The 21,405-nt window shown below is 76.0% G+C and carries 18 protein-coding genes, 1 tRNA gene and 1 pseudogene; 7 read left to right on the top strand and 13 right to left on the bottom strand.

What is annotated here, in order from left to right; translation table 11 throughout:
• Positions 1 to 39 precede the first annotated feature (39 nt).
• On the bottom strand, positions 40 to 1,740 hold the full coding sequence (locus ACYVKY_RS05210) for an ABC transporter family substrate-binding protein (protein WP_460433911.1): 1,701 nt from the start codon (positions 1,738 to 1,740) through the stop codon (positions 40 to 42).
• A gap of 366 nt (positions 1,741 to 2,106) precedes the next feature.
• On the opposite strand from ACYVKY_RS05210, the gene ACYVKY_RS05205 reads away from it, so the two are divergent.
• The 3 genes from ACYVKY_RS05205 to ACYVKY_RS05195 all read left to right on the top strand — a co-directional run bounded on the left by ACYVKY_RS05205 (position 2,107) and on the right by ACYVKY_RS05195 (position 4,593).
• A complete protein-coding gene (locus ACYVKY_RS05205; protein WP_460433910.1) occupies positions 2,107 to 2,445 on the top strand; it encodes a LysR family transcriptional regulator in 339 nt (112 codons plus the stop codon).
• Between the two features lie 64 nt (positions 2,446 to 2,509).
• Positions 2,510 to 3,526, top strand: a complete 1,017-nt coding sequence (locus ACYVKY_RS05200; protein WP_460433909.1) for an ArsR/SmtB family transcription factor — start codon at positions 2,510 to 2,512, stop codon at positions 3,524 to 3,526.
• An 80-nt stretch (positions 3,527 to 3,606) separates the two neighbouring features.
• On the top strand, positions 3,607 to 4,593 hold the full coding sequence (locus ACYVKY_RS05195; protein WP_460433908.1) for an ArsR/SmtB family transcription factor: 987 nt from the start codon (positions 3,607 to 3,609) through the stop codon (positions 4,591 to 4,593).
• Between the two features lie 14 nt (positions 4,594 to 4,607).
• On the opposite strand, the gene ACYVKY_RS05190 is transcribed toward ACYVKY_RS05195, so the two are convergent.
• Both ACYVKY_RS05190 and ACYVKY_RS05185 read right to left on the bottom strand, forming a co-directional pair.
• A complete protein-coding gene (locus ACYVKY_RS05190; protein WP_460433907.1) occupies positions 4,608 to 5,228 on the bottom strand; it encodes a methylated-DNA--[protein]-cysteine S-methyltransferase in 621 nt (206 codons plus the stop codon).
• A complete protein-coding gene (locus ACYVKY_RS05185) occupies positions 5,225 to 5,755 on the bottom strand; it encodes an RNA polymerase sigma factor (protein WP_460433906.1) in 531 nt (176 codons plus the stop codon). Before ACYVKY_RS05185 ends, ACYVKY_RS05190 begins: the two co-directional genes overlap by 4 nt.
• A gap of 95 nt (positions 5,756 to 5,850) precedes the next feature.
• Here ACYVKY_RS05185 and ACYVKY_RS05180 point away from each other — a divergent pair, with 95 nt between their 5' ends.
• Positions 5,851 to 6,258 (top strand): SRPBCC family protein, encoded by a 408-nt coding sequence (locus tag ACYVKY_RS05180; protein ID WP_460433905.1) that lies wholly within the window; start codon positions 5,851 to 5,853, stop codon positions 6,256 to 6,258.
• A 5-nt stretch (positions 6,259 to 6,263) separates the two neighbouring features.
• Here the strand turns inward: ACYVKY_RS05180 and ACYVKY_RS05175 are convergent, their stop codons facing one another.
• Positions 6,264 to 6,599, bottom strand: a complete 336-nt coding sequence (locus ACYVKY_RS05175) for a TraR/DksA family transcriptional regulator (RefSeq protein ID WP_460433904.1) — start codon at positions 6,597 to 6,599, stop codon at positions 6,264 to 6,266.
• A gap of 44 nt (positions 6,600 to 6,643) precedes the next feature.
• Between ACYVKY_RS05175 and ACYVKY_RS05170 the strand changes: the two genes are divergently transcribed.
• A complete protein-coding gene (locus tag ACYVKY_RS05170; protein ID WP_460433903.1) occupies positions 6,644 to 7,309 on the top strand; it encodes an HAD family hydrolase in 666 nt (221 codons plus the stop codon).
• Between the two features lie 54 nt (positions 7,310 to 7,363).
• Here the strand turns inward: ACYVKY_RS05170 and ACYVKY_RS05165 are convergent, their stop codons facing one another.
• From ACYVKY_RS05165 to ACYVKY_RS05145, 5 genes are all read right to left on the bottom strand, one after another.
• Entirely contained in the window at positions 7,364 to 11,449 is a 4,086-nt protein-coding gene (locus ACYVKY_RS05165; RefSeq protein WP_460433902.1) for a S8 family serine peptidase, read from the bottom strand.
• A 182-nt stretch (positions 11,450 to 11,631) separates the two neighbouring features.
• Positions 11,632 to 13,065 carry a hypothetical protein gene (locus tag ACYVKY_RS05160; protein WP_460433901.1) on the bottom strand — a complete coding sequence of 478 codons (1,434 nt, stop codon included), beginning with the start codon at positions 13,063 to 13,065 and terminating at the stop codon, positions 11,632 to 11,634.
• On the bottom strand, positions 13,052 to 14,425 hold the full coding sequence (locus tag ACYVKY_RS05155; RefSeq protein ID WP_460433900.1) for a CHAT domain-containing protein: 1,374 nt from the start codon (positions 14,423 to 14,425) through the stop codon (positions 13,052 to 13,054). Before ACYVKY_RS05155 ends, ACYVKY_RS05160 begins: the two co-directional genes overlap by 14 nt.
• Positions 14,422 to 15,903: a hypothetical protein gene (locus tag ACYVKY_RS05150; protein ID WP_460433899.1), complete on the bottom strand. Its 1,482-nt coding sequence runs from the start codon at positions 15,901 to 15,903 to the stop codon at positions 14,422 to 14,424. The genes ACYVKY_RS05155 and ACYVKY_RS05150 overlap by 4 nt, the downstream gene beginning before the upstream one ends.
• Positions 15,900 to 17,264: a hypothetical protein gene (locus ACYVKY_RS05145; protein ID WP_460433898.1), complete on the bottom strand. Its 1,365-nt coding sequence runs from the start codon at positions 17,262 to 17,264 to the stop codon at positions 15,900 to 15,902. Before ACYVKY_RS05145 ends, ACYVKY_RS05150 begins: the two co-directional genes overlap by 4 nt.
• Before the next feature lie 218 nt (positions 17,265 to 17,482).
• Between ACYVKY_RS05145 and ACYVKY_RS05140 the strand changes: the two genes are divergently transcribed.
• Complete coding sequence (locus ACYVKY_RS05140) at positions 17,483 to 18,391, top strand: CHAP domain-containing protein (RefSeq protein ID WP_460433897.1); 909 nt, start codon at positions 17,483 to 17,485, stop codon at positions 18,389 to 18,391.
• Between the two features lie 6 nt (positions 18,392 to 18,397).
• Here the strand turns inward: ACYVKY_RS05140 and ACYVKY_RS05135 are convergent, their stop codons facing one another.
• Entirely contained in the window at positions 18,398 to 18,844 is a 447-nt protein-coding gene (locus tag ACYVKY_RS05135; protein ID WP_460433896.1) for a hypothetical protein, read from the bottom strand.
• A gap of 45 nt (positions 18,845 to 18,889) precedes the next feature.
• On the opposite strand from ACYVKY_RS05135, the gene ACYVKY_RS05130 reads away from it, so the two are divergent.
• A tRNA-Thr gene (locus ACYVKY_RS05130) sits at positions 18,890 to 18,965 on the top strand.
• Positions 18,966 to 18,996: 31 nt separating this feature from the next.
• On the opposite strand, the gene ACYVKY_RS05125 is transcribed toward ACYVKY_RS05130, so the two are convergent.
• The 3 genes and pseudogenes from ACYVKY_RS05125 to ACYVKY_RS05115 all read right to left on the bottom strand — a co-directional run.
• Positions 18,997 to 19,755, bottom strand: a complete 759-nt coding sequence (locus ACYVKY_RS05125; protein WP_460433895.1) for a DsbA family protein — start codon at positions 19,753 to 19,755, stop codon at positions 18,997 to 18,999.
• A complete protein-coding gene (locus ACYVKY_RS05120) occupies positions 19,752 to 20,222 on the bottom strand; it encodes a DoxX family protein (RefSeq protein WP_460433894.1) in 471 nt (156 codons plus the stop codon). The genes ACYVKY_RS05125 and ACYVKY_RS05120 overlap by 4 nt, the downstream gene beginning before the upstream one ends.
• Positions 20,223 to 20,339: 117 nt before the next feature.
• Positions 20,340 to 21,405: pseudogene (locus ACYVKY_RS05115) on the bottom strand (hypothetical protein); the annotation flags it as partial.

The raw sequence follows: 21,405 nt of genomic DNA, 5'->3' as shown, positions 1-21,405 counted from the left end.
ACCGGGCCGCCGGCGCCCCCGGTCCGAGGGCGGGGGGGATCAGCTCGCCATGCTCCAGCGCTGCATGTTCCAGGTCACCTGGGACTGGGACGGCTGGAACGTCACGTTCTCGACCGTGGAGTCGTAGGCGACCAGCCCCGGGTGGGCGAAGATCGGGATCGTCGCCAGGTCGTCCCACAGGATCGTCTCGACGTCGGTGATGATCCGCTGCTGCTCGTCGGCGTCCGGCGTGGTGTCGAGCGAGGCCATCAGCCCGTCGACCGCCGGGTTGGCGTAGTTGCCGTTGTTGTTGCCGCCGTCGGTGCTGTACGTCGAGCCGCTGCCGGAGACCAGCGGCGACCCCGCCCACGCGAACAGCGCGACGTCGAAGTTGCCGTTGTCGAGCCCGTTGCCGAAGAAGTCGGCCTGCCCGGCGTCCTGCACGTCGAACCCGGCCTGGTTGCACGAGGCGCGGATCAGGTCGACGGTGTTGGTGCGGCGCTGGTTCGGCGTCTGGTAGCCGATCCGCACGACCGTGCCGGCGGCACCCGCCTCGTCGACGAGCGCCTTGGACGCCGCGACGTCGGCCGTGTCGTAGGTGCCGTCCTGGATGGCCTGCGACACCTCCTGGTAGGCGGGCTGGAACGGGAGGAAGAACCGCGACTGCAGCACCTCGGCCTCCGGGTTCACCGGCACGATGAGGTTCTCGACGATCTGGTCGCGGGGGACGCACAGCGCGAACGCCTTCCGCAGGTTCGCGTCGGCGAAGACGGTGTCGAAGTTGAAGTCGAGGTGCTCGTAGGTGAACTCGTCGCCCTGCGCCACCGTGACGGTGTCGCCGATGGCCTCGAGCTGGCCGAGCACGTCCGGGTTCGCCTGCGGTTCGGCGATCATGATGTCGCCGTTCTGCAGGGCCTGGGCCTGCGACTCCTGCTCGATGAAGCGCACCACGATCGTCTGCGACGACGCCGGTGTGCCCCAGTACTCCTCGTTGGCCTCCAGCGCGATCGACTGGCCCGGCTCCCAGGTCGACAGCGTGTACGGCCCGGACGACGGCGTGGTCGCGGCGTCGTACTCGCCCGGGTTGAAGTGCCAGCCGGTGTTCCAGAACTGCGCCACCGTCGCCATCGCGGCGGCGTCGTCGGCCTGCACGGCGGCCACGACGTCCTCGACGCCGGAGCGCTCCTCGACGACGTGCGCCGGCAGGAACGTGCCGACGCCGGCCACCCAGTCGGAGAACGTGTCGGTGTAGACGACGGTGAAGTCCTTGTCGCCGTCGGCGCAGGTCGGCTTCTCCATCAGGTCGTAGCCGGTCGTGCTCGCGGGGTCGAACCCCTCGTACGTGCCGGAGTTCGCCGCCCAGTCGACCACGACGTCGTCGCAGTCGATGGGCTCGCCGTCGGACCAGACCGCGTCCGGGTTGATCGAGTACTCGACGGTGAGCGGGGAGTCCGAGGTCTTCTCGTAGGTGCCGAACTCCTCGTTCGGGACGACCGTCCCGTCCGGCCCGAACTCCCAGAAGGTGGTGAGCACCTGGTTGAGCACCACCGCGTTCTTCGTCGCGTTGTCGGCGCTCGTGCCGTTGTTGTAGGCGTTGAACTCCTGCTCGTGCGCCACGGTGATCGTGACGTCCTGGGTGCCCTGCTGCTCGCCGGAGTCGCTCGTCGGGTCCTGCGACGCGCCCCCTCCGGTCGAGCACGCGACGAGCGTCATCGCGGCGGCGAGGCCGACGACGAGGCCGGCGGTGCGTGGTGTCCGCACTGTTCCTCCTGGGTTCGGGTGGGTCCGGCGGGCACGCGGGCGCCGCCGGGTGGTGCTGCCCACCGTCCCGGCGGGCACCGACCCGCACAAGACGTCGTTACCGTCGCGAGACCGCTTCGCGCGCAACGCATCCTGGAGCGCGATGGGACGAGAGCCGGTCGCGATGACGCTGGCGCCCGGCGACCGGCGCGCGCATGCTCGGGACCGTCCTCCGACGAACCCCTGCCTGGGTCCGAGGAGCACGACGAGGGTCCGCCCCGCGGCCGCGACGACCGGCCGACCGGCTGCGGGGCGGTACCTCCACCGGTGGATTCGGCTCTGCCCGAATCGTTGTCGTCGGGCCGCGGAGCGCGCACCCTTCGGCTCATGACGACGATGCCGGTCCCCTTCGAGCACCTCGCACCCCGTGACGACCTGCTCACCCGGGTGGCGCGGCGCGGCGCGGGCATCTCGCTCGGCGAGGTGGTCGTGTTCCTCGCGATCGTGCAGGAGGGCAGCTTCACCGCCGCCGCGCGGCGCCTGCACCTGTCCCAGCCGGGCGTGAGCGGGCGCGTCAGCCGGCTCGAGCACGCGCTCGGCTACCGGTTGCTCGACCGCTCGCGGCGCGCGGTGCGCCTGACGCCGGACGGGTACCGGTTCGTGCACGCCGCGCAGACCGTGCTGCGCGTCGTCGACGAGGCCATGGTGCAGGTCCCCCCTCGCTAGCGACCACCATTCGTCCCTGGCCGAAGGGTTCGGGCACGCGGCACCCAGCCCTAGGGTGCCGACCGTGATCTCGCTGGGGCTGAGCGTCGAGGTGCTGGGCAACGCCCGGTTCGGCTTCTCGCCGCTCGCCGAGCTGGTCGGCAGCGCCATCACGCTGTGCACCTCGGAGCCGACCGGGCGGACGCACCCGCACGCGCGCTGGACGTCGTGGGTGCGCGAGCGCGTCACCACCGACGACCTCCCGCTGCTGCTGTCGGCGATGCCCCAGGGCCGCTGGCTCGCCGACTTCCTCGCGCCCCGGGTCGAGGGGCCCGACGTCGCCGTCGAGGAGCAGCTCGACGCGCTCGCCGCGCTCCCGTCCGAGCAGGCGTGGGGCGAGCTGACCGAGGTCTGGGGCGACCGGGGCGTCCCGGGCCTGGCCCGCGGCGAGGTCGAGGCGGGCACCTTCGGGACGCACCTCGCCGACGAGCTCGCGCGCTACTGGGACCGGGCCCTGGCGCCGCACTGGCCGCGCGTGCGCGGCACGCTCGAGGCGGACGTCGCCTTCCGCGCGGGCCAGACCCTGCGCGGCGGGCTGTTCGACCTGCTCGGCGACATCCACGACGAGGTGAGCGTCGAGGGCGACGTGCTGCGCATCGACAAGCCGCACCACGTCGACGAGACCTACTCCCGCTCGCGGCTCACGCTGGTGCCGTCGGCCTTCCTGTGGCCGGTGCTGGTCGTCGCGTACTCCTCCCCCGGGTACTTCCAGCTCACCTACCCCGCCCGCGGCGTCGGCCGGCTCTGGGAGGGCGTGCAGGACGACCTGCGCGAACCGGGCGCCCGCGACGAGCTGGCGCACCTGCTCGGCCGCACCCGCGCCGCGGTGCTCACCGCGCTCGGCTCGCCCCGCTCGACGACGCACCTCGCGCGCGAGCTCGGTCAGAGCCCGGCGACCGTGAGCCAGCACCTGGCGGTGCTGCGCGACTGCGGCATGGTGCGCTCGTGGCGCTCGGGCCGGTCGGTGCTGTACGAGCAGACCGCGCTCGCGACCTCGCTCGTCGGCGCCGCGGGCTCGCCGGAGCACCGCACCGGCAGCTGAGGTCACGGAACGGGCTCGGTCGTGCATCGGTCCGGGGTCGCACGGTCCCCGCCCCGGTCCACGTCGCTACCGTCCGACCCGTGATCGAGCTGCGGCTGACCGCAGCCGCTCTCGGCACCACGCGGTTCGGCATCTGCCCGCTCCGCGAGACGGCGCACAGCATCCAGGTGCTGTCGGGACGGCGCGGCACGAACCTCGCCTGGCGGCGGTGGGCGAGCTCGCGCGCCGAGGGCGTCGACCTCGAGCTGCTCGACCTGCTGATGCCCGTGGGCCGGTGGCTCCCCGACATGCTCTTCCCGCTCACCGACGGCCCGGACACCGACGTGCACGACCAGCTCGCGGCGCTGCGGCTCGTCCCCGTGCAGCACGCGCGCGAGCAGCTCGAGCGGGTCTGGGAGGGGCACCCCCTCCCGCCCCGGCTGCTGGCCCTGCTCGACGACGGCACGCTGTGCCGCGTCGTCGCCGACGAGCTCGCGCGCTACTGGCAGCAGGTCCTCGAGCCGCACTGGCCGCGGCTGCGCGGGGCGCTGGAGCGCGACGTCACCGAGCGCGTCCGCGGCGCGATGGCGAACGGCCTGGCCGCCCTGTTCGACGACCTGCACCCCGAGGTCTCCTTCGTCGACGGCGTGATGCGCGTCGACAAGCCGCAGCACGGCGAGCGCCGCGCCCGCGTCGACCGGCTGCGGCTGGTGCCGTCCGCGTTCGTCGACCCCACCCTCGGCCTGCTGCTCGCGTACCCGAGCACCGTCGAGCTCACCTACCCCGCCCGGCACCTGGACGCGCTGTGGGAGCACCTCGACCCGCAGCCGTCCCGCCACGACGTGAGCCCGCTGCTCGGGCGCACCCGCGCCGGGCTGCTCGTGGCGCTCGCCGTGCCGATGTCGACCACGCACCTGGCGGCCGAGCTGGGCCAGAGCCCGGCCACCGTCAGCGGCCACCTGGCGGTGCTGCGCGACTGCGGCATGGTGCGGTCGTGGCGCTCCGGCCGCTCGGTGCTGTACCTGCGCACCGCGCTGGGCGCCGAGGTGGTGACCGGCGAGGGCGCGCAGGCGCTGCCCGCGGGCTGAGGCGCGAGAACGGTTCAGGCAGCAGCGTTCTCGAGCCGCAGCAGGGTCTGCTTCGCCTGGGGCCCGCCGCGGTAGCCGCCGGACGACCCGTCCGAGCGCACGACCCGGTGGCAGGGCACCACCAGCGGCACCGGGTTGGTGGCGCACGCCGTGCCCACCGCGCGCACGGCCCGCGGTCGCCCGGCCGCGCTCGCCAGCGCCGCGTAGGTCGCGGTGCTGCCGTAGCCGATGCCGGGCAGGTGCTCGAGCACCTCGCGGCGGAAACCGGTCGCGAGCCGCAGGTCGACCGCGACGTCGAAGCGCCGGCGGGTGCCGGCGAAGTACTCGTCGAGCTCGCGCGCGACGGCGTCCAGCCGCGACGGCGCGCGCAGCACGCGCGGGCTGACCGCGCCCGCGAGCTGCTGGAGCACCGCGTCGTGGTCCTCGACGTCGAAGGCGACGCGCACCACGCCCGCCGGCGTGGCCGCGAGCAGGAGCGGGCCGACCGGGCTGTCGACGCGGGTCCAGGCGACGTCGAGCAGGTCGCGCTCGACGGCCTGCTGCTCGAGCCGGGCGTGCAGGCGCTCCAGCGTCCCGCGCTCGTCGGTGCGGGGCGGTCCCGCCAGGGCGGACAGGGCGTCGTCGAGGGTGCTCATCGGGATCCTCCGGCGGTCGTGGCGGCGGCGCGGTCGGGGTGGTCGGGCAGGTAGCTGCGGCGCAGGGCGGCGACGCCGTCGGCGGCGGCCCGGCGCGCCGCCTCGGGCGTGCCGCCGAGCAGCTCGGCGACCTGCCGGTGGGGCAGGCCACCGAGGTGGTGGTAGGCGACGGCACGGCGCTGCTTGTCCGGCAGCCGCGCCACGAGGGCGACCAGGTCGTCCTCCCACCCGCCGGGGACGCGGGCCGGCCGCGCGCCGTGGAGGGCCGCGCCGTCCGGCAGGTCGCCGGAGGGCAGCGGTCGCCTGGCCCGGGCCCGGGCCTGGTCGACCGCCCGGCGGTGGGCGATGGTGAGCAGCCAGGCCCGCACGTCGCTGCCGGGCGGCAGCTCCGGGTACCCCGCCAGGGCCGACAGGAAGGTCTCGGACCAGGCGTCCTCGGCGGCGTCCGGGCCGACGACGGCGCGGCACACCCGCAGCACGGCGGGGCCGTGCCGCTGCACCAGCGCCTCGAAGGGTTCGCGTTCCACGTCCTGTGGTCGTCCGGGACGGCCGGGACGTGAGGTCACGCCCCGAGGATGTCGCAGGACGCGCGGGTGCGACCAGGCCGTGCTGCACTGGCCGGGTGCCGGCCCTGAGCACCACCCGCAGCTACGAGGTGCGCGGCCCCCGCGCGCCCGAGGACGTGTGGGACCGGTACGTGCGGCCGGCGCGCTGGTCGGAGTGGTCGCCGCAGATCCGCGGCGTCCGCTACCTGCACGACCGGCTGCTGCCGTCGACCTCGGGGCAGGTGCTCGGGCCGGCGGCGCTCCCGGTGCCGTTCGACGTGCTCGACGTCGACGCGTCCGACCCCGCGGGACGGAGCTGGACCTGGGTCGCCCGGCTCGGCCCCGTGCGGGTGCGGATGCGCCACGACGTGCGGCCGGCGCCCGGGGGCGGCACGGTCACCGGCTGGCAGGTCACCGGACCGCTGCCCGTCGTGCTGCTCTACGCCCCGCTGGCGCTGGTGGCGCTGCGGCGGCTGGTGCGCTGACCCTGTCAGGCGGCGCAGGCGACGCAGGTGCGGGCGGTGGGCCGGGCGTGCAGGCGGGCCGTCGCGATCGGCCGCCGGCAGACCTCGCAGGTGCCGTAGGTGCCGGCCGCGACCCGCGCCAGCGCCGCGTCGACCTCGCGGACGCGGGCCCGGGCGCGCTCGATGAGCGACTGCACCTGCGAGCGCTCGAAGGCGATCGTCGCGCCCTCGGGGTCGTGCTCGTCGTCGGCGTTGGAGTCGAGCGAGGCGGCCACGACGTCGTCGAGCGCCCCGGTGAGCCCGGCCAGCCGGGCGCGGGCCTCCTCGCGCTCGCGCTCGAGCCACGTCGTCGGGTCGTCCACGGTGCACCAGACTGGCACCGACCGCCGACACCCGGGAGGCACCCGTGACCCCGCTCGACGTGAGCGCCGCCGCGTTCCTGTTCGACATGGACGGCACGCTCGTCGACTCCACCGCGCTGGTCGAGCGGACCTGGCGCGACTTCGCGGCCGAGCACGGCCTCGACGCCGCCGAGGTGATCGGGCACGCGCACGGCCGGCCCACCGCCGACACCGTGGTCCGCTTCCTCGGCGAGCGGCCCGACGCCGAGGAGCTCGCCCTGGCCCTGGAGTCCGTCGAGGACGGGCAGGCCGAGGGCGTGGTCGAGATCGCCGGGGCCGCGGCCCTGCTCGGGCGGCTGGTGGACGAGGGCGCGCCCGTCGCCGTCGTCACCAGCGCGCGCCACGAGCTCGCCGTGGCGCGGCTCGCGGCCAGCGGCGTGCTCGTCCCGGAGCTGCTCGGCGGCGCCGACGACGTGCGGGCCGGCAAGCCCGCGCCGGACGGCTACCTCGCGGCCGCGGCCGCGCTCGGCGTCGACCCGGTCGACTGCGTGGCGTTCGAGGACACCGAGGCAGGGCTCGAGGCGGTGCTGGCGAGCGGTGCGGCCGCCGTGGTCGTCGGCGACCTCGCGGCCGGTCGCGCCGCGGGCCTGCCCCGGGTCGCCGACTGGTCGCGGCTGGTGGTGGCCCGCGTCGGCGACCGCGTCCGGCTGCGCGCCGAGCACCGGGGGTGACGCAGCGGGGCTGCGCCGTCGGCGCCGGCGGCGGGCTCGGGGCGCTCGTCCTCCTCAGCGGCGGAAGTACCCCGCGACGTCGACCACCGCGTGCAGGCGGGCGTTGGGGGTGTACAGGCCCACGGCGCCGGTCGGCCCCAGCGTCAGCACGGCGAGGTTGGCCTCGTCGCGTCCCGGCACCAGGTTGAGGGTCGACACCGGCGGCACCGTCCCGCCGGCGACGTAGGGGAACGCCTGCACGAAGGTGCGCTGGTCCGGGCGCACGCCCGTGACGTTGAGCACCGCGGCGCGCGCGTCGGCGGCGACACCCGCCACCCCCGTGACCTGCAGCTGGTGCTGCGTCCCGGGCGTGACCGGCCCGGACAGGCCGAGGCCCGTGCGGGTGTCGGCGACCCGGGTCGGCGCGAGCGGCACGAACCCGTGGTCGCCCGTGGCGCTGTAGTACCCCTGCACGTCGGCCAGCAGGTAGGTGCTGCCGACGGCGTTGGCGAAGCGGACCGCGCCCGTCGGGCCGATCGGCACCGTGACCAGGTTGGGCTGGTCGCGTCCCGGGTAGAGGTTGAGGTTGGACGCGAGCGGGCCCTTGGCGCCGTCGACCGGTCGCGGGTAGGCGGTGACGAACGTCGACGACGTCGGCTCGACCCCGGTGACGTTGAGCACCACCGCGAGCGCGTCGGCGGGCACACCCGCCCGGCCGCGCACCTGCACGTCGACCACCTGCTGCGGGCCGAGCTTCGCGCCGCCCGTCGGGCCGTTCGCCGCGCGCAGGTCGAGCAGCCGCTGCGGCGCGAGGGGGACGTACCCGGTCGCCCCGCCGGGCGCGTAGTACCCGGCGAGGTCGGCCAGGACGTGCGCCGACATGCCGCCCGCCGCGACCCGCAGGTCGCGCGAGGCACCGAGCCGCACGGTCACCAGGTTCGGCTGGTCGACACCGGGGACGGCGTTGACGTTGCTGGCGTTCGGTGCCCCACCGGGGCCCGGGTACACGGTGAGCCACCCGGCCGCGTCCGGCTGGACCGCGGTGACGTTGAGCACCACGGCGGTCGCGCCGACCGGCACACCGGTGAGCGGGACGGCGACCGAGGTGCCGGCGGCGACGCGGCGGCCGGAGGAGCGGGTGTCGAGCAGCCGCACCGGGGTGACCGGCGTGAACCGGTCGCCGTCCGCCGCGACCGTGAACGGGAGCCGGAACGGCTCGGGCATGGGCAGCCCGTCGACGTCCTCGAGGCCGCTCACGTGCAGCTGGTAGTGGTGCCCACGCGAGAGCGCCTGCGCCGGAACGACTCTCAGGGTCCGCCCGGTCAGCGTGGTCGTGACGGGGACGGGCACGCCGAGGCGGTCCCGCAGCTGCACGGCGTCGGCGACGGCGGACGCGGACTCCTCGCCGAGGTCGGTGCCGAGCTGCAGCTCGATCGCCCCGTCGACGGGGTGCCCCACGTCGTGCGCCAGGACCGTCGAGCCCGTGACGAAGGCCGGCGGGCAGCCGTCGCACCGCGGCGCGACCTGGCGGCGCACCGCCAGCCCGGTGAACTGGTTCGCCGTGGCGAGGTCGAGCCAGCCGTCGGCGTCGACGTCGGCCACCGCGAGCTGGGTCTGCTCGTTCGCCAGCCACGGGTTCACGTCGGTGTGGCGGTCGGCGCGCACGAGGGTGCCGTCGGCACCGACGCGCACGACCGAGAGCGCCTGCTGGCTCGGCCACGCCGAGAGCGCGAGCACCTCGTTACCCCCGTCGCCGTCGAGGTCGGCGATCTCGACGTCGTCGGCACGCACCTGCAGCGGCACGGTGGTGAACGTGCCGTCGCCCTGGCCGACCAGGACGTCGACGCCCTGCTCGGCGCCGCCGTCGGCGAGCACCTGGTCGGGCACGCCGTCGCCGGTGACGTCGCCGATCGCGATGTCGTCGTCGTACGGCGTCGCCACCGTCTCGGCCACGCCGTCACCGGTCACGTCGCCGAACGCGAACACCTGCGAGAGGTCGGTCGACTCCTGGGCGCCCGTCCAGCCGGAGCCGGTGTTCGTCCAGACGGTCCGGCCGGTCGGCGTGCGCGCGGCGAGGTCGGGGTCGCCGTCGCCCTCGAGGTCGGCCACCCGCAGGTCGTCCACCTGCGCCGGCAGGTCCCACGCGGGCAGGCGCACCCACGCGCCGCTCGCGAGGCTCCAGACCTGGCCCGTGGCACCGGCGGTGACGACCTCGTCGACGCCGTCGCCGTCGAGGTCGGCCAGCTCGAACGCCTCGGACGAGGTCGCCTGGACGAGGCGGGACGCGAAGGTGCCGTCACCGCGTCCGCGGTAGGCGGCCAGCGTGGCGCCGGTGGCCGACGCGGACACGGCGACCAGGTCGACGACGCCGTCGCCGTCCACGTCGCCCGCGCGGGTGCGCTGCGGGGTCTGGCCCGAGGCGAGGTACGCCGGGTAGGTCTCGGCCACGTCGAACCGGTCGAGGGTCGTCGCGACCCGGCGCGCCGTGACGGCGTACCGGTCGAGCGAGGCGGCACCGCTCCAGCCCCGGACGCCGACCAGGTAGCTGCCGGCCGCGGGGACCCGCACCGTCGCGGTCTCGCCGCCGTCGGCGAAGCTGTCCTCGCGCAGCAGGAGCCGGCCGTCGCCGTCGCGCACCTCGAGCACCAGGTCGAGCGCCGGGCTGCAGCACGGGGTGGAGGTGAGGTCGACGTCGACCTGGTACCAGCCCGCGGTCGGCGCCGGGTGGCGCGACCAGTCGACGTCGCCCTCGGGCGAGATGGTGCCCGCCGCGCTGCTGACGCCGTTCGCCGCGGGACGCAGGGTCGCCTGGCCGACGAGGTCGTCCGGCGCACCGGCGTCGACCGGACGCAGGTCGTGCGGCACGGCCGGTCCGAGCCCGAGGGCCGCGGCCACGTCGAGCACGCCGGCGCCGTAGAAGGGGTCGACGCCGCGGGGGCCCGAGTCGCGGGCGGTCGCGCGCAGGTGCGCGGCGACCTGCGCGGGGTCCCAGGTCGGGTGCTGCTGGCGCACGCGGGCCGCGGCACCGCTCACCATCGGCGCCGAGAACGAGGTGCCGGACCAGTAGTAGTACTGGCCATCCAGGTAGTAGGGGGCGACGACGTCCCAGCCGGGTGCGGCGATCGACACGCTGTCGCCCCAGCTGGAGAAGTCGGTGAGCTGGCCCCAGTCGTCGGTGGCCGAGACCGACAGCACGCCCGGGATCGTCGCGGCGTACGCCGCCGGGTACATCGGCTCGTCCGTGCTGTCGTTGCCGGACGAGACCACCACGACGGAGCCCTCGTCGACGGCGTACTGCAGCGCCGACCGCAGCACCGACGACTCGCCGGGACCGCCGAGCGAGAGGTTGATGACCTCGGCCCCGCTGTCGGCGGCGAGCACGATGCCGTCGGCGATCGTCGCGTCGTCGCCGCCGCCCTGGTCGTCGAGCACCTTGACCGGCAGCACCTTCGCGCCGGTCGCGACACCCTGCGGGCCCGCGGCGGTGGTGCCGAGCCCGGCCGCGACGAAGGCCACCGCGGTGCCGTGGCCCTGGTCGTCCGTCGCGTCGGAGTCGAGGTTGACCAGGTCGGCGCCGGGCAGCACGCGCCCGCTCAGCCGCGGGTGGGGCGCCACGCCGGAGTCGAGCACGGCGACGACGGTGCCGGCGCCGGAGGGCAGCGTCCGGGCGTCCGGGAGCCGGAGCTCCTGGAGGTAGCCGAGCGTGCTGCCGGTGCGGGTGCCCCACGCCTCGGTCGAGCGGCGGCGCAGCTCGGGCACGACCTCGACGACGCCGGTCGAGCGCTCGAGCGCCTGCGCGGCCCGCTCGACCGGGACGGTGCCGGGGTCGACGACCGTCCAGCCCAGCCGCTCGACCCCCTCGGCGGTCACGGCGGCCCGCAGGCGGGTGCCGAGCAGCGCCGGCGCCAGCGACCCGGTGTGCCGGACGAGCAGCCGGCCGGTCGACTCGGGCGCGACCTGCGCGGGCGCGCCGTCCTCCCGGTCGGGCACGCCCCGCTCGCCGGCGACCGGGAACGAGCCGTCCTGCGCGGGGGCGGCTGCCGGCGCGCCCGTCGTCCCGGCGGCGGGGGCGGTCGCGGCGAGACCGAGGACCAGGGCGCCGCTCAGGACGGCGCCCAGCGTGGTCCTGAGGGGGGTGGTGAGGGTGGTGCGGCGGCGCACGGGGAGGACCTCCGGGTCGGCGTCGGGCGGGGCGGCGTCGGGCGGAGGCGTCGGTCCCCCGCGTCCGAGGATGCGGGACGCGAGGGCTCGCCGTCCCGGCTTTCCCCCATCGGCACCCGGTCGCGCCGTCCGCGGGGTCCGGGCCCGTTCCACCCGACCGGCTCAGCGCCGGGGGCGAGCGCTCACCCGCCGCCGCCGGCCAGGGCCGGCAGCACCGCCGTCGGGTCGCCGAGGACCACGATGCCCTGCCGGTCGAGCGCCGACAGCCGTGCCGACAGCGCCCGCTGCCGCGCGACCGCGTCGCCCCCGACCGCGGCGAGACGCTCGGTGTCCCAGCGCGACCACAGCGCCGCGACCGGCGAGAAGGCCCGCGACATGGCCAGGCCGACCGGTTCGGGGCGGGCGCGGAAGAGCCCGTCGTAGAGGGCCGTGCGGACCCCGGTGGTCAGCAGCTGCCCGTTCTCGGGGTCCCGCAGGGTCCAGTTGAACGTCGGCTCGACGTGCCCGACGAAGGCGCGCAGCGGCCGCTCGGCGCCGAGCAGCGCCCGCGGCAGCGGTGCCGTGCACGCGCCGGCGCCGGCGGCGACGCCGGTCAGCACCCGCTCGACGTCGGAGCCCGCGTCGACGACGTCGGCGAACAGGGTCGCGTCGTCCGCGCCGGCCGAGCAGCAGGCGTGGGAGTACCAGACCGCGCCGTCCGGGGACCACGACGCGGCGAGCCCCTCGGCGTCGATCGGCTGGTGGCTGCCGTCGACCATGACCCCCAGGCCCCGCTGCAGCGCGGCCGGGTCGTCGAGCGGGGCGGTGACCCCGTGGCTGGTCGTCACCACCACACCGGGGCGGCGGGTGGTGAGCGCCTCGAGCAGCGCGCTGCCGGACGCCGCGTCGCCCGCGAGCCGGTGCAGCCCGTCCCGCAGGTCCGCGTCGCCCGCCCAGGTCTCGGCGAGCGGCTCGGCCAGACCGTGCCGCATCAGCCAGGTGATGTCCTGCCTGCCGTGGTCGACCGCCCACACGACGGTGCTGCGGGGGCTGGCGGCGGCGCCGTCCCAGCCGGCGACGAGCGCGTCGACGTAGCGCTCGAGGCCCTCGTCCGGCAGGTCGAGGCGTCCGACGTAGCTCGAGGTGTTCAGCAGGTACTGCAGGCGCCACGGCACCTGCGCGGGCGACGCCGCGATCAGCAGGTACTTCGGCAGCCGCTTGGGGCCGGTGCCCCGCTCGCCCCCGGTCGTGGCGATCTTGCGCGGCGTCCCGCCCTCGTCGTAGCGGACGAGGAACGACACCCCGTGCTCGGGCCGGTAGCGCAGCACCGGGGAGCCGGGGCGGCTGGCGAGCAGCTTCCGCAGGGCGGGTGGGGCGTCCGCGCCCGCGGCACGGTCGAGCGGCGGCACGGCGTCGTCGTCGGGCAGCACCAGGCCCCAGCCGACCCGCTCGTCCTGCCAGTCCCGTTCGTCCGCAGGCTCCTTCGCGGCGAGCGGGCGGTTCGGGACGAGCGTGCCCGACCTCCGGATCGCCCAGTCGCCGATCGCGGCGGACGGCGGCGCCTCGACCCGGTGGGTCTGCGGCGTCCAGGCGTTGATCTGCAGCGGGCCGGCCGGGCCGGCCTCAGCCCCGCCCACCGCCGCCGTCCCGCTCGCTCACCCGGGTCCGCGACTCGGCGATGATCGCGCCGAGCGCCTGCATGACGGTCGGCGGCGCCCCCGCCATCACCGTGGTCGCCTCGCTCAGGGTGGACGCGCGGGACGCCTCGCGGATGACGGCTCCCCCCGCCTCGCGCGCCGCCTGCTCCGCGCCCGGTCCGGCCGGGACGGACGGGCTGTCGAGCACGACCACCGACAGCGGGTTGGGGGCCAGGTAGGTGACGGGCAGCGTCCACCGCAGCGGGTCGGCGCCGTGCGTCGACCGCAGCAGGTCGCGGGTGCCCCACGACGACGTGGCCAGCTCGATCTGCACGGTCCGGCCGTGCGGCGTCGAGGTCAGCTTGTCGGCGAGCTGGCGCAGCAGGTCGGTGTACAGGGTCCGGCAGAGCAGGTTGGCGTCGCGCGCGTCGACCGCCTCGCGCCAGCCCACGGCGGCGTTCGCCCCGGCGCTCACCGCGCTCTGGGCGATCGACTGGACGTCGACCATCTCCTGCGCACCGGAGCAGCAGTTGAGCGTGACGAGCCACAGCTGCTTGCTGTTGATGACGTCGCTCAGCTCCTTCACCGTGACCAGCACCGACGCCACCGCCTCACCCGGCGGCTCGGCGCGGTCGCCGATCGTGGCGAGCTCCAGCCGGCCCACCCCGAGGGCCGTCTGCCCGTGGCAGAACACGTGCAGGATGTGCGGCGGGCGGTCCTCCATCAGCCGGATCAGCGTGTGCTTGCTCTCCAGCGCGACCACCGACAGCCAGCCCGGCTCCGCCTCGGCGGTGCGACGCAGGTCGTCGAGCAGCGCCTGCTCGCCCACCACCGCGGTCACGTGCACGGGCAGCCCGGCGGCGCGCGCCTCCTGCACGGCGTCACGCAGCCCGATCCACTCCGGCTCGGCCTCCTCGCCGAGCGCGGACATCACCGCCAGGACCTCCAGGGGCGGGGTGAACAGCCGTGGCTCGGTGGGGCGGTACCCGGTGATGCGGCCGATGGGCCAGCGCGGGTTCAGCGCCAGGAACTGCTCGGACTTCTCCCAGAGCATCTCCCAGTACAGGTGCTCCGCGCCGGAGCCGTCGATGACGAAGCACAGCGGCCGCACCTCGCCCTTGCCGGCGAGCAGCGCGTCGTCGACCGCTGCGCGCAGCTCGCGCTGCTTGCGCAGCGCGGCCATCAGGTCGCGGCCGTACCGCTCGACCGCCTCGGCCGAGTCGAGCTCCTGCGGGAGCCCGTCGAGCCTGATCGAGCGGCTGGGCCCGGGCTGGCCACGGGGCCAGTCGACGAGCTTGACCCGCAGTCCACCTCGCTCGGTCTCCTCGAGCATCACCACGGTGCGGCCGGTGTCGCTCACGACGGCTCCCGCTGCTCGGCGGCCCACTGCTCGATCACGGCGGTGAGGTCCGCGATGGCCTCCTCGATGCCCTCGATCGCGGACCGCGACTCCGGTGTCGACGACCCGACGGGTGCGTCCCGCCTGAGCCGGGCCAGCTCGAGGTGGCGCTGCTCGATGAACCGCTGCGCGGCGGCGACCCAGGCCGGGGTCTCCTCGTCGTGGATGATCGCGTCGATCGCGCCCGTCGGCCGGGCCGCGGCGGGCGCCTCGATCGTGGTGTGCGGACCGCCGTGCAGCGAACCCGCGCCACGCACCCGGTACGGCTCGCAGGCCAGCAGCGAGTCGGGGTGCCGCGGAGGCAGGGCGGGGTCCTGGCGGCAGAGGAAGGCGTAGGTGCCACGCACGTCGGACGCGTCGAGGTCGCGACCGAGGTCGGTGAACGACACCGGGCCCGGCCGCTCCTCCAGCAGCCGCGACGCCGCCATCCGCAGGGCCGGGACGCACCGGTCGCCGGGGGCGGCCGACAGGTGCACGCACCAGGCGCCCAGGCCGTCGAGGAACCCGCGCAGCAGCGACAGCGACACGAACCGCGACGTCGCCCCGTCCCCGCCCTCCGGCGGGTCGGCCAGCGCGAGGCGCACACGGTTGCCGGAGACCGTGGCGCCGCAGACCAGGTGGACGACGTCGGCCTGCTCCCCGCCCATGGCGGCCGTCACCATCGCGAACCAGTCGGCGGGCGCCGTCCGCCGGCGGCCGTGGCCGAGCGACCCGCCGCCCGGGCGCGGGTCGTGCAGCCGCACCGGCCACCGGCGTCCGCGCCACATCGCCCTGAGCCCGTGGTAGACCAACGGCGTCGTCACCACGTGGACGGTCGTGCGCCGCGGCGAACCGTGCAGGATCGAGGTCACGAGCACGTCGACGTCGGCAGCCGTGAGCCGCGCCTCGGCGGGTCGCTCCCGCCGCCCCTCGCCGCGTCGGCCGAGGGGTGCCTGCTCGGGCACGGGGTGCGTCCAGGCGCGCAGCCTCGACGAGGCCTCCAACCGCATGCCGTGCAGCACCTCGCCCGCCGTCCCCGGCCGCTCGGGGTCGGGCGGGACGGCGAGGACGGCGACCTGCAGGTCCGAGCTCGGCGTGCGGGCCGCGAGGTCGATGGTCGGCAGGCGCACCAGCGCTCCCGGGACGTGCGGTGCGAGCAGCGCCTCCCACGGCACCATGCCGAGGTAGCCGAACGGCTCGCACAGCTGCATCCAGGTGACCCGTGCGCCTCTGGACAGCACGTGCGGCAGCTCGCGCACCACGTGCGCGGGTAGGTGGAAGCCGCTGTCGTGCAGCGGTTCTCCGCGCACCATGGTGGGCAGGCCCAGCTCCTCGGGGGTGCAGGCGGCGGTCCAGGTCCCGACCCAGCCGCCGCCGTCGTCGCGCGAGCGGAGCCGCAGCCGGACCGAGGCGCGGTGCTGGGTCTCGAGGGTGGCCTGCAGCACCTGCACCAGGCTCACGAGGACCGCACGAGGTCGAACAGGGCCCAGTAGGTCGAGGGGTTGCTGATGTCGCTGTGCCCGGACACCGTCCGGCTGGCGTCGACGCCGTACAGCCGCGCGGGCGCCTGCGGGCCCAGCTCGTAGGCGTCGCCGACGTCGTGGACCGGCACCGTGCGGCACCGGTCGCCCGCGCGACGCGGCCCGACGCCGCCGAGCGCGGCGTAGCGGTCGGGTTCGCCCGCCGCGATGCGCACCTCGGCGAGGTCGTCGCGGCGGCGCGCGGCGAGGTGGAACAGGCGGGTGAGCGGCACGTCGTGCCGGCTGAACGTCGACAGCACGGGGTTGGTGCTGCGGTCCGGGGCGGCGACGTACCCGCCGGGACGGTCGGTGCCGGGCACCGACGGGGCGAAGCACAGGTGCGACACCGCGGGCTGCAGCAGCAGCACCGACGACACGGGCCGCGGCAGGCTCGCCGGCCGGCAGAGCGCCGACAGCACCACCTTGCCGCCGAAGGAATGCCCGACCAGGTGCACGCGCGTCCCCTCGGTGCCGAGCAGGTCGACGAGCAGGTCGGACACCCCGCCGGACCCCACGACCCCGGCGCGGTCCTTCATCAGCCACATCGACAGCGCCCGCACCACGTTCCGCGGACGCAGCCTGTCCAGCAGGCCGGCGGCGGCGAGGTCGCCGCCGCCCCCGTCGACGCCGAAGTCGTCGAGCTCGGCCCGCGCCGCAGCGGGGTCGTCGGCCGCGTCGGCCGCGTCGAGGTCGGGCAGGTGCCGCCACAGCGAGGCGAGGTCGTCCGCGCCGGCGTCGGCGTCGTCGGCCGCCTCGTCGTCGCCGGTGCCGAGCACCGGGAGCAGCAGCGTCGCGAGCTCGCGCGCCCGGTCGGGGTCGAGCTCGTCGGCCTGCACCAGCCGGTGGAACCGCTCGACCTGCTCCGGCGGGAGCAGGGCGGCCAGCTCGCCCACCTCGGCGCGCTCGCGGGCCACGTCGGCGTCGAACGCCGACGCCGGGTCGGCGGCGATCTGCGGCGCCTGCTCGTCGGCGTCCACCAGGGCCGTGCTGGGCCAGAACACCCCCGCGAGCACGGGACGGAACTCGCGCCCGACGTCGAGCCCGTGCTCCCTGCGCAGCCGGCCGAAGCCGGCGAGGAACGACTCGTACTTGCCGGTGGCGATCGACCAGTCGTTGTTCCAGCCGTGGGAGAACAGGAAGACGTCCGTGACGCCGTCGCGAGACGCCCGCTCGACCAGCTCGTCGCGGGTGCGCGGCCCCTCGCACCGACCCGACGTGTCGAACGGCACCATGTACCAGGGCGCGGGGGCGCCGTCGACGTCGACGGTGCGGTAGGGGCCTGGTGGCAGCGATGCGGGCACGACCGACCTCCCCTGGGACCCGTGCGCAGGACCCTCGACGTTCCTCCCGGCCGCGCCGCTGTGTCAATGGTCGAACGGGCACGCAACCCGGGGCGGATCAGGGCAAAGGTGTTGTGTCGCAGCCGGTTCTCCGGTGGCGCCGTTCCCGATCGCACCTTGTCCGCGCTCGCGGCGCGGAGGAACCTGGACGACAGGACGCAGCACCTGGGGAGGCCACCGTGACCGAGCTCGCGCACGACGTCGACGTCCCGGAGTCGACCGACAACTCGGTGCGCCCCGAGGACGGCGTGCAGGACGTCGACCAGGACACCCTGGGCTGGGACCGCGTCGTCGAGGACGAGGGCTTCGAGGAGTGGGTCCCCGACGGTGGCGGCCCGGAGGTGGCGGGCGGCGGGACCGTCACGGCCGAGGACGTGCTGAACGTCGCCCGCAGCCAGCTCGGGTTCGCCGAGCAGCCACCGGGGTCGAACCGGTCGCCGTACGGTGCCTGGTACCCGATGGACGGCCAGCCGTGGTGCGCCATGTTCGTGTCGTGGTGCGCCGACCGGGCGGGTGCAGCGGCGCTGATCCCGAAGCACGCGTTCACCCCGTCCGGCGCGGCGTGGTTCCGCGAGCGCGGGCAGTGGGGCTCGCAGCCGCGGATCGGCGCGATCGTGTACTTCCAGTGGCCGAAGATGAACCGCATCGCCCACGTCGGCATCGTCGAGTCGGTGCGCGGTGACGGCGCGGTGGTGTCCATCGAGGGCAACACGGACTCGGCCGGGGGCCGCACCGGGGGCAAGGTGATGCGGCAGGTGCGGCGCGCGAACATCGCCGGGTTCGGCTACCCCGCCTACGGCTCGAGCGCGCTGGCCGCAGCGGCCCCCGCCGCGCTCGACGTCGACGGCGAGCTCGGACCGATGACGTGGGCTGCGCTGCAACGGGTCCTGGGCGTCGCCGCCGACGGCGAGCCGGGCCCGGTCACCTACCGGGCGCTCCAGCAGCGCGTCGGCAGCCCTGCCGACGGCGAGCTCGGGCCGAACACCGTCAAGGCGCTCCAGCTGCGGCTCGGCGTCCCCGCGGACGGCGAGTGGGGCCCGCAGACCACCCGCGCCCTGCAGACCGCCCTGAACGCCGGGACGTTCTGACCGGCCTCACGAGCAGTTGTCGCAGGTGCCCGTCGCCGGGAGCTGCTGGAAGCAGGTGGGGCACACCGCCACCGGGCGCTCCTCGCGGACCGGACGCCGTGCCGCCGCCGCCTTCCGGACGGCGGCGGCCCTCCCGGACGGCGCGGTGCGCGGTGCGGCGCCGGCCGACGTCGGGGCTCCGGCGTCGACGGCGAATCCCAGCCTGCGCAGGAACGCCGAGGCGCCCTCGCGTCCACCAGGGAGGTCGTGGCTGGTGGCGAGCACACCGGTGGCGCGCAGGTGGGCCACCCCGAGCACCGCCTTGGAGTCGTACTCCTTGCCCTCGTGGCGCAGGACGTGGTCGCGCGCCCGTCCGAACCCGAACCGACCCAGGAACTCGATCGACCCGATCGCGTCGTACTCGTCCAGCACCTGCAGGACGTGGTCCCTGGTCACCCGCTCGAAGTCCGGCACCCCCCGACAGTAGCCCCGGGAGTCAGTAGCATCGGACCGCACGCCGCCGGTGTAGCTCAGTGGCCAGAGCGTTCGCCTTGTAAGCGAAGGGTCGCGGGTTCGACCCCCGCCACCGGCTCCAGCTCCTGCGGGCCGTCGGTTCGCCGGGCCCGTCAGTTCTTCGCGTTGATCAGGTCGACCAGGCCCTGCTTCGACAGGTCGTCGAGGAACGTCCCGTTCACCAGCACCGTCGGCGTGCCCTGCACGCCGTCCTGCGAGGCCTGGTCGGTGACGTTGGCGGCGTAGCCCTCGTAGGTGCCGTCCTCGATGCACTGCTGCCCCTCGGGACCCACGCCGACGGCGTCGGCGATCTGCACCACCTGCTCCTGCGGGAGCCCGGTGCTGCCCTCCTCCGGCTGGTTGCCGTACAGGTTCGAGACGAACACCGGCAGCTGCTCCGGGTCGTGCTCGGCGACGCAGTAGGCGGCACCGGCCGTCCGCGTCGAGTAGCGGGTGCCGGACGAGAACCGGTCGAGGATGGCGATCGGCACGTACTCGACGCGGATGGTGCCCTTCTCGCGCAGCTCGTCGATCAGCGCCGCGTTCTCGGTCTCGAACTGCTCGCAGGCCGGGCACATGAAGTCGATGTAGGTCGTGACCGTGACCGGCGCCTCCTCGTCCCCGAGCACCAGCCCGCCGCGGTCCGACAGACCGGCAGGACCGGCCGCGTCCTGCGCCGCCTGGCTCCGCTCGCGCTGCACGACGACGCCGACGCCGACGACCAGCGCCACGACGACGGCCGCCGTCAGCGCCACGACGAGCGTCCGCTGGCGGCGCGAGCGCCGCTCGGCGTCCAGGCGCATCTGCTCCGCGCGGGCGCGGGCCCCGGCGCGTCGGTCGCGCTCGGCCTGCTGCTTCTCGGACGGGCTCACGCGGCACCTCCGGCCGGCTCGGGGCGGGTGGGCCCGGCGAGCCAGCGGTCGACCGAGAACGGCGAGCGCGGCCACCGGGCCAGGACGAGCGACGCGAGCAGCAGCCCAACGTCGCGGACGATCTCCTCGGTGTACCGCGTCTCCCCCGCGGCCACCTGGCCGCCGCCGCCGAAGCAGCCGCAGTCGATGCTGAGCCCGCGGGCCGCCGCCGACGCCACGCCGACGACGAACACCACCATCAGCAGGGCCGACAGCACCGCGCCCGCTCGGGTCAGGACGCCGAGCAGCAGCGCCAGGGCGAGCAGCACCTCGAGCACCGGCAGGCCGTACCCGACGAGCGGGACGACCGACTCCGGCAGCAGCCGGTACGCCCGCACCGCGCGCACGCTCTCGTCCGGGTCGGGCAGCTTCAGGCCACCGGCGACCGCGAACACGCCCGCGAGCAGCAGCCGCAGCAGCAGCGACACCCACGGCTGCGCAGACGCCCACCGGCTCACGGACGGCCGCCGGCGTCGGGACGGGGGCGGACGGGCTGCAGCACGTGCCCCACCCTACGAGCGGCACCTGGGAGCCGGCTGGGAGCCTCAGGGCAGCAGCGACGGCGGACCGGGCAGCGGCTGCCACGACGGCAACCAGCCCCACATCGCGAGCAGCACCAGCGCGCCGCCCGCGAGCGACAGCGCCGCCACGACGGCGAGCGTCGCCCCGGGCCCACCGGGGGCCAGACCGCGCGCGAGCTGCCGGTCGCCGCGGCGCAGGGCCGAGCCGCCGATGCCCCACCACGCGACCAGGCACGCGCCGAGCGCCCAGGTCGCCGGCGCCACGCTGGTCGCCCACGGCGCCGCGGTGAGGTCGACGAACAGGCCCGGGATGAACGCGGACGCCAGCGCGACCGCCGCCGGCAGCAGCAGCACCGGGACGAGCAGCAGCAGCTGCACCAGCAGGTGCCAGGGCGACGCCAGCACCGCGAGGGTCGCGTCGCCGCGGCGCGCGCCCCGCTCGTACCGGCGGCGCAGCAGCGACCCGCTGGCGGCGTCGACGGTGCGGGCCAGCAGCAGCCACACCACCCCGACCGCGACGGCGACGACCGGCAGCACCGCGGCCAGGCACACCAGCAGCACCAGGCCGGCGGCGACGGTGCCCGACCGCTGCGCCCGCGGTGCGGACGGGGCCTGCAGCGGCTCCGGCTCGTACCCGTCGCCGAGCGGCAGCATCCCGCCGAAGGCGGGCGGCGGCTGGCGGACGTCGGCAGGACGGTGCGGCGCCGGCCACTGCCGGACGGGCTGCTGGACGGTCTGCTGGGGCTGGCGCTGCTGCACCGGCACCGGCGGGAACGGGTGCGGCGGCGCGGATCGCACCGGCTGCTGGACCGGCGCCTGCTGCTGGACCGGGCGCTGCTGCGCCGGCTGCGGCACCGGCTGCGGCGGGAGCCCGACCACCGTCCGCTCCTGCGGGGCCGGCACGGCCCGGGTGGGCGGCACGTAGGGCACGACCAGCGTGGCCTGCTCCGGCGGCGCCGGCGGCGGCACGGGCGTGGTGACCTGCACGGCGGCCGGTGCCGCCGCCGGCGGCGGGACCGGGACGGGCACGACCTCGGCGGCCGCCTCGAGCGGACCGGCCGACAGCCGGGGCACCGTGCCGGTGCGGGCG

Source organism: Angustibacter speluncae (assembly GCF_054777815.1).
Note: the sequence above shows the minus strand (reverse complement) of the source record. Positions and strands in the feature narration are given on the sequence as shown.